Genomic DNA, 11899 nt, shown 5'->3' with positions numbered 1-11899 from the left:
GCCGTCATGGCCGCCCGTCCGCGTCCGGTCAGCGCTGCGGCGGGCGCGATTCGCCCGGCTCGAGATCCAGGTCGATGTCCTGGATCCGCTCGCGCACCATGGATTCCGTCACCCGGGGGCTGGCGTCGGCCTCGTCCCGGGCGGCGTTGGCCCGGCGCAGCAGCCAAGCGATGATGAGCACGATCAGGGCCAGCAGGCCCGTCATCACGCCCAGCAGGTGGTCCTGGAGCCACGAGGCCCGGTGCTGGGCACGCTCGGAAGGCTGCAGCTCGGCCGCCTGGGCGGCCGGGCTGGCCGCGCCCGGCGCGGCGCCGGGACCTGCCGAGGCGGCGCCAGCGGAAGCGGAGGAAGCCGCGCCCCCGGAACCCGCCGCGGCGTTCGCGGACGAGCCGCCGGCAGCGGAGCCGGAGCCCGCCTGTGCCCCCGCTGCGCCCGCGCCGGCCGCGTTCGCCCCCGGGGCCGCCGTACCGGCCGAGCCGGAAGCCCCGGCGTTCCCGTCCGCCGCGGCCACCCCGTCGGCCTGGGCGGCGGCTTCCTGGCTGGCTTCGCTGATCGCGCTGGCGATCTGCTGGATCGAATGCCCGATGACCTCGGCCCCCTGGGCGGCGGCATTGCGCGCGGCCTCGCCCTGGGATTGCAGGGCCTGGTTCAGGTTCTGGACGTTGCTCTGGAGCTGGTCGACCCGGGCTTCGGCGTCCTTCAGGGCATGGCCCCGGGCCGTGCGGGCGTCGGCGGCCGCGTCGGCGCCCTTGTGCCCGGATTCGCTCAGGCGCAGGCGATCGCCCGCCGCGCCGGCGGGCCTGGCGCCCGTCCGGGATTCTTCCTGCGAGACGGCCCCCGCCGAGGCCTGGCCCGCGCCCGCCTCGGCCGCGGTACCGGCCAGGCGCCCGCGCATCCGCGCGAAGGCGGCGGCCTGGGCCTGGAACTGGCGCCGGGCCTCGGCGTCGGAAATCGACAGCATGTCGTTGATGTCCGGCACCGCCAGCGACGCGCCGGCGCGCACCAGGTTGACGTTGTCGTGGATGAAGGCCTGGGGATTGGCGCGCTGCAGCGCCATCATCAGTTGGTAGACGGAAACGCCGTCGACCGCATGGCGGCGGCTGATGGCGAACATCGTGTCGCCGGGACGCACGGCGATGGCGCCGGCCGGCACCCGCCGGGTGCTGGCATGCGGCGCGGCGGCCCCCACTGCGTCCGCCGACGCCCCGCCCTGCCCCGCCGGCCGGGCGTCGGCGGACGAGGCGGCGTTCCGGGCCGGACCCGGAGCCACCAGGGATACCTGGTAGCGCTGTTCGCCGGTGGCCGTGCGCACGTCCAGCAGCAGGTCCGCCAGGTTGCCGGAGAAGGCCTGCCCGGAACCGACGCGCAGGACGCGGCGGCCGTCGGGCCGGACGTCGGCGCCGACGGAAACGGACAGGCTGTCGAGCGGCACCGGCGGCGTCAGCCCCGCCTGGGCCCAGTCGGCGGCCGGCGCGGGCCGGGCCGACAAGGCCTGCAGGTCGGCGTCCGTCAGGCCGGAGACCGGCACCAGGATCAGCAGCGGCTCGCCCGCTCCGGAGGCCAGGCGCGCATGGCCGAAGGTCGCGGCCTGGGCCGCCCCGCCCGCCAGGAAGGCCAGCGCCAGGGCGCCGGCCGCCAGGCGGCCCGCCGGGGTCCGGCGCGCTGGGGTCGGGTGGTCTTGGGTCGAAGGCACGGCGTGGGGATTTTTTTCCATTCTTCTTCTATCGTTCAGAGTTCGCCCAGGGCGATGCGCAGCATGCGGCGCAGGGGTTCCGCGGCGCCCCACAGCAACTGGTCGCCGACCGTGAAGGCGCTGAGATATTGGGGTCCCATCGACATCTTGCGCAGGCGCCCCACGGGGATGTCCAACGTGCCGGTCACCGCCACGGGGGTCAGGTCCCGCATGGAGGATTCGCGGTCGTTGGGCACCAGGCGGGCCCAGTCGGTGCCCGTGCGCACGGCGTCGTTGATCTCGTCCAGGGGAACGTCGCGCCGCAGCTTGATCGTCAGCGCCTGGCTGTGGCAGCGCATGGCGCCGATCCGCACGCACAGGCCGTCGACCGGCACCGGATCGGTGCCGAAGCCCGGGCCGCGCCCGAGGATCTTGTTGGTTTCCGCGCCGCCCTTCCATTCCTCGCGCGAGACGCCGTCGCCCAGGTCCTTGTCGATCCAGGGGATCAGGCTGCCGCCCAGGGGCACGCCGAAGTTTTCGCGCGGCAGGCCGGGATCCTGCTGGGCCTTGAGCACGCCCCGGTCGATGTCCAGGATGGCGGAGGCCGGATCGGCGAGCTGGCCGGCCACGGCCTGGTTGAGGATGCCGAACTGGACCAGGAGTTCGCGCATGTGGCGCGCGCCGCCGCCCGAGGCGGCCTGGTAGGTCATGGAGGTCATCCATTCGACCATGTCGGCCTTGAACAGGCCCGCCAGGCCCATCAGCATGCAGCTGACGGTGCAGTTGCCGCCGATGAAGTCGCGCACGCCGCGCCGCAGGGCGGCGTCGATCACCGGGCGATTGACCGGGTCGAGCACGATGATGGCGTCGTCCTTCATGCGCAGGGTGCTGGCGGCGTCGATCCACAGGCCCTTCCAGCCGGCGGCGCGCAGCTTGGGGTAGACCTCGGTCGTGTAGTCGCCGCCCTGGGCGGTGACGATGATCGGCAGCTTGCGCAGGGCCTCGATGTCGTGCGCGTCCTGCAGGGGGCCCGCGCCCGCCGCCCAGGCCGGCGCCGCGCCGCCCGCGTTGCTGGTGGAAAAGAAGACCGGTTCGAACAAATCGAAGTCCTTTTCGTCGCGCATGCGCTGCATGAGCACCGAGCCGACCATCCCGCGCCAACCGACCAAACCGACTGCCTGAGCCATAAATTCCTGCCTGAACCGTAAAAGTGGATGTATGAACGCCTAGTTTAATGCTTCAGTTTAATGCCTTCAGCACGGCATCGCCCATTTCCGAGGTCGAAACCCGCGTGGTGCCGGCCTCGAAGATGTCGGCCGTGCGCAAGCCCCGGGCCAGCACCGCCTGCACGGCGGCCTCGATCCGGTCGGCGGCGGGCGCCGCGTCCAGGGAATAGCGCAGCATCATGGCCGCCGACAGGATGGTCGCCAGGGGATTGGCGACGTTCTGGCCGGCGATGTCCGGCGCCGAACCGTGGCTGGGCTCGTACAGGCCCTGCCGGCTGGCGTTCAGCGACGCCGAGGGCAGCATGCCGATCGAGCCCGTCAGCATAGCGGCCTCGTCCGACAGGATGTCGCCGAACAGATTGCCGGTCACCACCACGTCGAAGGCCTTGGGCGCGCGCACGAGCTGCATCGCGGCATTGTCCACATACATGTGGGAGAGTTCGACCTTGGGATATTCGCGCGCCACGTCGGTCACGATGTCGCGCCAGAACTGCGAGGTTTCCAGCACGTTGGCCTTGTCCACGCTGCACAGCCGGCCCTGGCGCTTGGCCGCCGCCTGGAAGGCCACGTGGGCGATGCGGCGGATCTCGGACTCGGCGTAGTGCATGGTGTCGTAGCCCTGGCGCTCGCCCGCGAATGGGCCGTCCTCCAGCGTGCGCACGCCGCGCGGCTGGCCGAAATAGATGTCGCCCGTCAGTTCGCGCACGATCAGGATGTCCAGGCCGGCGACCACTTCGGGCTTGAGCGACGAGGCGTTGGCCAGTTCCGGATACAGGATCGCCGGGCGCAGGTTGGCGAACAGCCCCAGGGCCTTGCGCAGGCCCAGCACCGCCTGTTCCGGGCGCAGGGCGCGTTCCAGGTGATCGTATTTCCAGTCGCCCACGGCGCCGAACAGCACGGCGTCGGAACGCTTGGCCAGGGCCAGGGTGTCCTCGGGCAGGGGATGGCCCTTGGCCGCGTAGGCGGCGCCGCCCACGGGCGCCTCGGTCAGTTCCAGGTCTAGGTCCAGCGCGCGCAGCACGCGCACCGCCTGCTCGACGATTTCAGGGCCGATGCCGTCGCCCGGCAGGACTGCGATGCGAGAAGTCATGAAGGATTCCGATTCGTGAAAGCCCGGCCCGCGGGACGCGGAGGGATCCGCGCATGCCGCCGGTCGGGCCGGAAGGCGCCGCTCGCGCGCGGCGCCTGGGGGTTGAGGAAAGGACGGAAAATCAAAGGCCGCCGGGATTCTCGCGCGCCAGCCAGGGGTGTTGCGCCAGGCGCCGCGCCTCGAAGGCGCGAATTTCGCCAGCGTGCAGCAGGGTCTGGCCGATCTCGTCCAGGCCCTTCAGCAGCGATTCCTTGCGGTAGGCGTCGATCTCGAAGGACCAGGACTCGCCGTCGGGCGCGGTCACCCGCTGTCCGGCCAGGTCCACGGTCAGCTCGTAGCCCGGCGCGGCCTCGACGGCCTGGAACAGGCGGGCCACCACGGCCTCGGGCAGCACGATGGGCAGCAGGCCGTTCTTGAAGCTGTTGTTGAAGAAGATGTCGGCGTAGGACGGCGCGATCAGCGCGCGGAAGCCGTACTGCTGCAGGGCCCAGGGCGCGTGCTCGCGGCTGGAGCCGCAGCCGAAGTTCTTGCGGCACAGCAGGATCGAGGCGCCCTGGTAGCGCGGCTGGTTCAGCACGAAATCCGGGTTCTGCGGCCGGCGGCTGTTGTCCATGCCGGGCTCGCCGTGGTCCAGGTAGCGCAGTTCGTCGAACAGGTTGGGGCCGAAGCCCGTGCGCTTGATGGACTTCAGGAACTGCTTGGGGATGATCAGGTCGGTATCGACGTTTTCCCGGTCCAGGGGGGCCACCAGGCCCCGGTGCGTGGTGAAGGCTTGCATGTTCGGAATCCTATTGGAAAGTGCGCACGTCGACGAAATGGCCGGCCACGGCGGCGGCGGCGGCCATGGCGGGACTGACCAGGTGGGTGCGGCCGCCCTGCCCCTGGCGGCCCTCGAAGTTGCGGTTCGAGGTCGAGGCGCAGCGCTCGCCCGGCTCCAGCCGGTCGGCGTTCATGGCCAGGCACATCGAACAGCCCGGCTCGCGCCATTCGAAGCCGGCGTCCAGGAAGATGCGGTCCAGCCCTTCGCGCTCGGCCTGGGCCTTGACCAGGCCGGAGCCCGGCACGACCATCGCCAGGCGCACGTTGGGCGCCACCCGGCGGCCCCTGGCCACGGCGGCGGCCGCGCGCAGGTCCTCGATGCGGGCGTTGGTGCAGGAGCCGATGAAGACCTTGTCGATGGCGACTTCGGCCAGCGGCGTGCCCGCCTTCAGGTCCATGTACTGCAGGGCGCGCTCCATGCCCTTGCGGCGCACGGCGTCGGTCTCGGCGGCCGGATCCGGCACGCGCGCGCCGACGGCGGCCACCATTTCCGGCGAAGTGCCCCAGCTGACCTGCGGCTCGATGTCGGCCGCGTCGATCTCCACCACGCGGTCGAAGGCCGCGTCCGGATCGGAATGCAGGGTGCGCCAGTATTCCACGGCCTGGTCCCACAGGGCGCCCTCGGGCGCGTAGGGGCGGCCCTTGAAATAGTCGATGGTGGTCTGGTCCACGGCCACCATGCCCGAGCGCGCGCCGGCCTCGATCGCCATGTTGCAGACCGTCATGCGGCCTTCCATGGACAGGGCGCGCACGGCGCTGCCGCCGAACTCGATGGCGTAGCCCGTGCCGCCCGCCGTGCCGATGCGCCCGATCACGTACAGGATCAGGTCCTTGGCCGTACAGCCGAAGGGCAGTTCGCCTTCCACGCGCACCAGCATGCTGCGGCTCTTTTTCATCAGCAGCGTCTGCGTGGCCAGGACGTGCTCGACTTCGGAGGTGCCGATGCCGAAGGCCAGCGCCCCCATGGCGCCGTGCGTGCTGGTGTGCGAATCGCCGCAGACCACGGTCATGCCCGGCAGAGTGGCGCCCTGTTCCGGCCCGATGACGTGGACGATGCCCTGGCGGCGGTCGTTCATGCGGAATTCGGTGATGCCCCAGGTGTCGCAGTTCTTGTCCAGGGTGTCGACCTGCAGGCGCGAGACCGGGTCCTGGATGCCTTCGCTGCGCGCCGTGGTGGGCACGTTGTGGTCGGCCACTGCCAGGTTGGCGGAGATCCGCCACGGCTTGCGGCCGGCCAGTTCCAGGCCTTCGAAGGCCTGCGGGCTGGTGACCTCGTGGACGAGATGGCGGTCGATGTACAGCAGACAGGTGCCGTCCGGGCCCTGGTGCACCACATGGGCGTCCCAGAGTTTGTCGTACAGGGTTTGGGGCATGGTCGTGGCCTCGAAAATCGGGAAATGGGCGCCGTCCGCGGCGGATCCGCCCGGAAGGACCGAGACGCGCGGACGCGATGAACCCATTATGCCAGTGTGATTTTCCCGGACAAGGCCAGTGCTTATCCTGGTATTGGATGTAATAGATACCAGCTTGAGCCAGGGACGCCCCTGGACGAGCCGGGCGGCAAGCGGGTGCCGCACGGTCCGGGACGGGATCCCGGACGGGGGCCCTAACCTTTCTTGCCCTGGTAGAGCGGCAGCACGATCTCGGAGGCCTGTTTCAGATCCGCGATCCGGCTCTGCGACGAGGGGTGCGTGGACAGGATTTCGGGCTGCCCCCCGCCCCCGGCGCGTTCCATTTTCTGCCACAGCGTGATGGCGGCGCGCGGATCGTAGCCGGCGCGGGCGGCCAGTTCCACGCCCATGCGGTCGGCCTCGGTCTCGTTGGAACGGCTGTTGGGCAGGGTGAACATGACCTGCGTCAGCGAAGAGCCCAAGTCGGCCACGGCTTGGTTGCCGGTGACGGCCGACAGGATCGACAGGCCGACGTTGGCGGCCATCTGGCGCGAAACCTGCTCGCGCGCGTGTTCCCGCAGGGCGTGCGAGATCTCGTGCCCCAGCACCGCCGCCAGTTCGGCGTCCGTGGGCTGGATCTTGTCGAGCAGGCCGGTGTAGACCGCGATCTTGCCGCCCGGCATGCACCAGGCGTTGACCTCGTCGGACTTCAGCAGGTGGATTTCCCAGGCCCAGTTGCGCGCGTCCGGACGGAAGACGCCGGCCTGGGCGATGAGCTTGCGGGCGATCGCCTGGACCCGCTGGGTCTGCGCGGCCGGGGTGTCCAGGGCGCCCTTGGCCTTGGCCTGGGCCAGGATCTGGCGGTACTCGGTCGCCGCCTGCTGGTTCAGCTCGGCCTCGGACACCAGGGTGGACATGGTCTGGGTGCGGTTCACGCCCACCAGCCCCGACTGGGTCGTCTGGACCTGGGCGCAGGCCGCCAGCAGCGCGGCCAGGCCGATCGCGGAAAGGCCGCGGATGGTTCGGATCATGTTCATCCCCCTCAGGCGCACTGCCCCCGATGGCGCAGGGCGTGGTCCATCAGCACGATGGCCAGCAGGGCCTCGGCGATGGGCGTGGCGCGGATCGCCACGCAGGGATCGTGGCGTCCCAGCGTCTGCACCATGACCGGCTCGTTGGCCCGGTTCACGGAGTGGCGTTCGATGCGGATGCTGGAGGTGGGCTTGACCGCCAGCGACACCCGCAGCGGCTGGCCGGAGGAAATCCCCCCCAGCACGCCGCCCGCGTGGTTGCCCATGAAACCGTCGGGGCCGATTTCGTCGCCGTGTTCCGAGCCGCGCATCGCGACGCAATCGAACCCCGAGCCGATCGACACGCCCTTGACGGCGTTCAGCCCCATCATCGCGTGGGCGATGTCCGCGTCCAGCCGGTCGTAGATGGGTTCGCCCCAGCCGGCGGGCAGGCCTTCGGCCGTGACTTCGATGCGGGCGCCGATGGAGTCGCCGTCGTGGCGCAGCCGGTCCATGAAGGCTTCGAGCTCCGGGACGATGCCGGCGTTGGGCGCGTAGAACGGATTCTGCGGCACGGCGTCCCAGGACTCAAAGGGAATCGGGATCGGCCCGAGCTGGCTCATGTAGCCGCGGATGCGCACGCCGTGTTCCTGCATCAGCCATTTGCGCGCCACCGCGCCCGCCGCCACGGTGGGCGCCGTCAGACGCGCCGAGGAGCGCCCGCCGCCCCGGGGATCGCGCACGCCGTACTTCTTCCAATAGGTGTAGTCGGCGTGGCCGGGGCGGAAGGTGTCGGCGATGTTGCTGTAGTCCTTGCTGCGCGCGTCGGTGTTGCGGATCAGCAGGCCGATGGGCGTGCCGGTGGTCACGCCCTCGAACACGCCCGACAGGATTTCCACCGTGTCCGGCTCGCGGCGCTGGGTGACGTGGCGCGAGGTCCCGGGCCGGCGCCGGTCCAGTTCCGCCTGGATGTCGGCTTCGGACAGCGCCATGCCCGGCGGGCAGCCGTCGACCACGGCGCCGATGGCCGGACCGTGCGATTCGCCGAAATTGGTGACACGAAACAGAGTACCCAGGGTATTGCCGGACATGGAAAGTTCTGTGAAAGAAAACCGTCGGAGCCTGACCGGAGGCACACGCCACCGGACCTGCCTGCGCAAGGGATGTTCTGGACAAATTTCCCGAGGCCCGATTATCGCATCCTTTGGCGGGGGATCCCCCCGGACGCGGCCCCGGCGTCCGGACGGACTCTTCCCGCGCCCCTATGCTGGCCGCATCCGGATGTCGAACGACCGGCAGAACGCGTAGGCCCGCAACGGGCACTGGGCGCAGCCCGGCTGCCCTCGGCATTGCTCCAGCAGGGATTCCAGCCCCCTGACCATCCTGCTCAGATCCCGCATCTGGCCATGCAGGACGTGGATTTTCTCCTGCACCAATTCCTGCACCTGCGCGCACTGCATCGCCTGCGGCGGCTGCAGCAGCCGGATGATTTCGTCGAGCGAGAAGCCCCAGGCCTGCGCCTGCTTGATGAAGCGGATCCGCTCGACGACATCCTGCGAATAGCGGCGGTGGGAACCCAAGGGCTTGGCCGGCACTGCGACGAGGCCGCGACGCTGATAGTAGCGGATGGTCTCCACGCTCACGCCGGCCAGCTTCGCGGCACGACCGATATTCAATGCATCACCTCATGAACTCCTTGACTCCGTACCTGGGTACGGACGTTAGATTGCCCCTGGCAATCAGGAATCCATGAGTGCCGCGAACCGGTCTGCCACCCATGCGGACCGGCTGCGTTCCTTCCTTTGTTCGATGAACGACTATGTTATCCGTAACAAAACGATTTGACTAGAATCGAAGAATCAAAGGCCACCCCGCATGGAAGAGACAGCACCAGGACCGGAGATCGAAGGCTTCCCGTATCCCACGAGGACCGGCGGCGCCCCGGACGCCGCCGCGGAAACTTCGGACGATCCGGACCCCCGGACCGCCCTGAGGCTCGCCCTGGAGCGGAAGGAATTCCGCCTCGCCTACCAGCCCATCGTCGACTTGCGCAACCGCCGGACCATCGGCGTCGAAGCCCTGATCCGCTGGCCGCGGGCGCGCGTCGGGCCGGACGTCTTCATCCCCCTGGCCGAGCGCATCGGTCTGATCCGGGACATCACCCGGCAGGTCTGCTTGCTGGCCGCCAGGGATCGCGTCACGCAACGGATTCCGGGATCCGTCGGCCTGTCGATCAATCTGTCGGCCGCGGACGCCGAAACCATGGAGACCGTCTCGCTGCTCTCGGATCTGTCCGGGGCGCTGGACGGCGCGCTCCTGAACGTGGAGCTGACCGAGCGCTGCCTGCTGGCGCCCGAACGCTGCGGCCCCGTCATCCAGGAGATCCGCGCCCGGGGCATCCAGGTCTATCTGGACGATTTCGGCACCGGCTACGCCAATCTCCAGTCCCTGGTCGAGCTGACGCTGGATGGAATCAAGATCGACCACCGCCTGACCCGGCGCATCGACGACTCCCGCGCCGCCCGGGAAATCGTCCGGCACCTCGGCCGTCTGGCGGGCGCGCAGGGCCTGTCGATCACGGCAGAAGGCGTCGAAACCGAGGCCCAGGCGCGATGGCTGTCGGTCCTGGGCATCCGCCGCGCGCAGGGCTGGCTGTTCGGCCGGCCTCGGTTCATCGAGGACTATCCCGCCGCGCGGCCCCGGACGCTGGTCCTCGCGCCGGACAGGGGGCCCGGACGGCACGGCTGACCGTCTCGTACCGCCTTCTTCCGCGCCGGGCACCGGCCCGCATGAAGGCTGCGCCGCGTCCCCTTGCCTACCGGATCAGGACGAGCAGCTGACCGGCACCGCCGGCTCGCCGGCGTCGGGCGGCCGGGCATAGGATTCGAAGCCGGGGCGTTCGGTGTACGGATCCCGCAGCAGGGACCACAGCCGGTCGATCTCCGAGGCGTCGCCCCGTTGCGCGGCCTCGATGGCGCGCTGCGCCAGGTGATTGCGCAGCACGTAGAGCGGATTGGCGCGGTCCATGGCGGCGCGGCGCGCGGCCGCGTCCCCGCCCTGCCCGGCCCGCCGAGCCAGGTAGCGGTCCAGCCAGGCGCGCGCCGGCGCGGGATCGGCGAACAGGGCCAGCCAGGGGCCGGCATCGCGGTCGGCGCCGGACAGCCGGCGGAAGGCCAGGGTGAAATCGGCCCGCTGCGCGTGCAGCAGGTTCCACCAGTCGTCCTCCAGCGCCGCGTCGTCCGGCCGCCAGGCGTCCAGGCCCAGCTTGCGCGCCAGGCCGGCGCGGTAGGCGTCCAGGAACTCGGCCTCGAAGGGCGCCAGGCAGGCCTCCAGCGCGGGCGCCTCGCAGCCCAGCACCAGCAGGCTGCCCGCCAGGCGGTACAGGTTCCAGCGCGCCACGGCCGGCTGGGCGTTCCAGGCGTAGCGCCCCGCCGTGTCGCTGTGGTTGCAGACGTGGTCCGCCTGAAAGGCGTCCATGAAGCCATAGGGCCCGTAGTCCAGCGTCAGGCCCAGGATGGACATGTTGTCGGTGTTCATCACGCCATGGCAGAAGCCCGCGAGCTGCCATTGGGCGATCAGGCGCGCCGTGCGCCGCGTCACCTCGGACAGCAGCCGGCAGGCCGTGGCGGGCACGTCGGCTTCGCCGCCGGCCGTTTCCCGGCATTCGGGATACCAATGATCCACGACGTAGTCCAGCAGGGCCTTCTGCTCGTGATGGGAATGGCCCCAGTGCTCGAAATGGCCGAAGCGCACGAAACTGGGCGCCAGGCGGGTGACGACGGCGGCGGTCTCGACGGTCTCGCGCACCACCGGATCGTCCGAGGCGGCCAGCGCCAGCGCCCGGGTCGTCGGGATGCCCAGGCCGGCCATGGCCTCGCTGGCCAGGTATTCGCGCACGCTGGAGCGCAGCACGGCCCAGCCGTCGCCCATGCGGGAATACGGCGTGCGGCCCGAGCCCTTCAGCTGGATTTCCCAGGCGCCGTCAGGGGTCCGGACATCGCCCAGCAGATGCGCCCGGCCGTCGCCCAACTGCCCGGCCCAGACACCGAACTGGTGGCCGCTGTAGGCCGTGGCCAACGGCGGGACGTCCCCCAGCCGGACGCCGCCGGAACACAGGGCCAGGAATTCGGGCGACCGCAGCGCGGCGGCGTCCAGGCCGATCAGGGCCGCCGCGTCGGGGTTGGCATGCAGCAGGCGCGGTCCGCGCAAGGGCCGGGGATCCACCTGGGCGTAGAAGCCGCGCGGCAGGGACGCGAACGAGCAGCCCGCGCGCAGCGCGGCCAGGGACGACGGTTCAGCCATGGCGCGCCGCCCGCTTGGCGGGACGCACGTACAGGATGGCGCCCAGGTACAGGCCCAGCGACAGGAGGATTTCCAGGCCGGCCAGCGCCGCCGATACCGGCGAGACGTCCGACCAGGCGCGCACCACGCCTTCCATCAGGTAGAGCAGACTGAGCATGGACACCCATTGCAGGGTGTAGAGCCGGCGCCGCAGCACGCCGCTCACGGCGAACAGCAGCGGCACGGCCTTCAGGGCCATCAACGTGCCGCCGGGACGCAGCGGCGCCCACCACAGCTCCCAGCCCACGCACAGGACGATCAGGCCGAACAGGCAGACGCACGCCAAGCCGTGCAGGCCCGGGCTGAATTTGATTTCCACGCTTTCCATGCTGGTATTATGACCCGAAACC

Annotated in this window: 11 protein-coding genes; 1 reads left to right on the top strand and 10 read right to left on the bottom strand. The window is 70.4% G+C overall.

From position 1 onward, the window contains the following. Positions 1–28 precede the first annotated feature (28 nt). The 8 genes from ACFO27_RS14160 to ACFO27_RS14125 form a co-directional block, all read right to left on the bottom strand. Positions 29–1714: a type IV pilus assembly protein FimV gene (locus tag ACFO27_RS14160; protein WP_376817901.1), complete on the bottom strand. Its 1686-nt coding sequence runs from the start codon at positions 1712–1714 to the stop codon at positions 29–31. 14 nt (positions 1715–1728) lie between these two features. Then, positions 1729–2859: an aspartate-semialdehyde dehydrogenase gene (gene asd, locus ACFO27_RS14155; RefSeq protein ID WP_376817900.1), complete on the bottom strand. Its 1131-nt coding sequence runs from the start codon at positions 2857–2859 to the stop codon at positions 1729–1731. A 52-nt stretch (positions 2860–2911) separates the two neighbouring features. Continuing rightward, complete coding sequence (gene leuB, locus ACFO27_RS14150) at positions 2912–3988, bottom strand: 3-isopropylmalate dehydrogenase (RefSeq protein WP_376817899.1); 1077 nt, start codon at positions 3986–3988, stop codon at positions 2912–2914. A gap of 121 nt (positions 3989–4109) precedes the next feature. Continuing rightward, on the bottom strand, positions 4110–4766 hold the full coding sequence (gene leuD / locus ACFO27_RS14145) for a 3-isopropylmalate dehydratase small subunit (RefSeq protein ID WP_376817898.1): 657 nt from the start codon (positions 4764–4766) through the stop codon (positions 4110–4112). 10 nt (positions 4767–4776) lie between these two features. Continuing rightward, positions 4777–6180, bottom strand: coding sequence for a 3-isopropylmalate dehydratase large subunit (leuC, locus tag ACFO27_RS14140; RefSeq protein WP_376817897.1), 1404 nt, complete (start codon positions 6178–6180; stop codon positions 4777–4779). Positions 6181–6413: 233 nt separating this feature from the next. After that, positions 6414–7235, bottom strand: coding sequence for a M48 family metallopeptidase (locus tag ACFO27_RS14135; RefSeq protein ID WP_376817896.1), 822 nt, complete (start codon positions 7233–7235; stop codon positions 6414–6416). A gap of 5 nt (positions 7236–7240) precedes the next feature. After that, the gene (gene aroC, locus ACFO27_RS14130) at positions 7241–8299 is read right to left on the bottom strand and encodes a chorismate synthase (protein WP_376817895.1); all 1059 of its coding nucleotides are present in this window, start codon (positions 8297–8299) and stop codon (positions 7241–7243) included. Positions 8300–8470: 171 nt separating this feature from the next. Then, entirely contained in the window at positions 8471–8884 is a 414-nt protein-coding gene (locus tag ACFO27_RS14125) for a MerR family transcriptional regulator (RefSeq protein WP_376817894.1), read from the bottom strand. A 199-nt stretch (positions 8885–9083) separates the two neighbouring features. Here ACFO27_RS14125 and ACFO27_RS14120 point away from each other — a divergent pair, with 199 nt between their 5' ends. After that, positions 9084–9956 carry an EAL domain-containing protein gene (locus tag ACFO27_RS14120; RefSeq protein ID WP_376817893.1) on the top strand — a complete coding sequence of 291 codons (873 nt, stop codon included), beginning with the start codon at positions 9084–9086 and terminating at the stop codon, positions 9954–9956. A 75-nt stretch (positions 9957–10031) separates the two neighbouring features. Here the strand turns inward: ACFO27_RS14120 and ACFO27_RS14115 are convergent, their stop codons facing one another. Further along, entirely contained in the window at positions 10032–11510 is a 1479-nt protein-coding gene (locus tag ACFO27_RS14115; RefSeq protein ID WP_376817892.1) for a protein adenylyltransferase SelO, read from the bottom strand. Continuing rightward, entirely contained in the window at positions 11503–11868 is a 366-nt protein-coding gene (locus ACFO27_RS14110; RefSeq protein ID WP_376817891.1) for a DUF2069 domain-containing protein, read from the bottom strand. The genes ACFO27_RS14115 and ACFO27_RS14110 overlap by 8 nt, the downstream gene beginning before the upstream one ends. Positions 11869–11899 lie beyond the last annotated feature (31 nt).

The organism is Castellaniella denitrificans (assembly GCF_042653765.1).
Lineage (GTDB): Bacteria > Pseudomonadota > Gammaproteobacteria > Burkholderiales > Burkholderiaceae_B > Castellaniella > Castellaniella denitrificans.
This window is presented reverse-complemented; position numbering and strand designations above follow the sequence as displayed.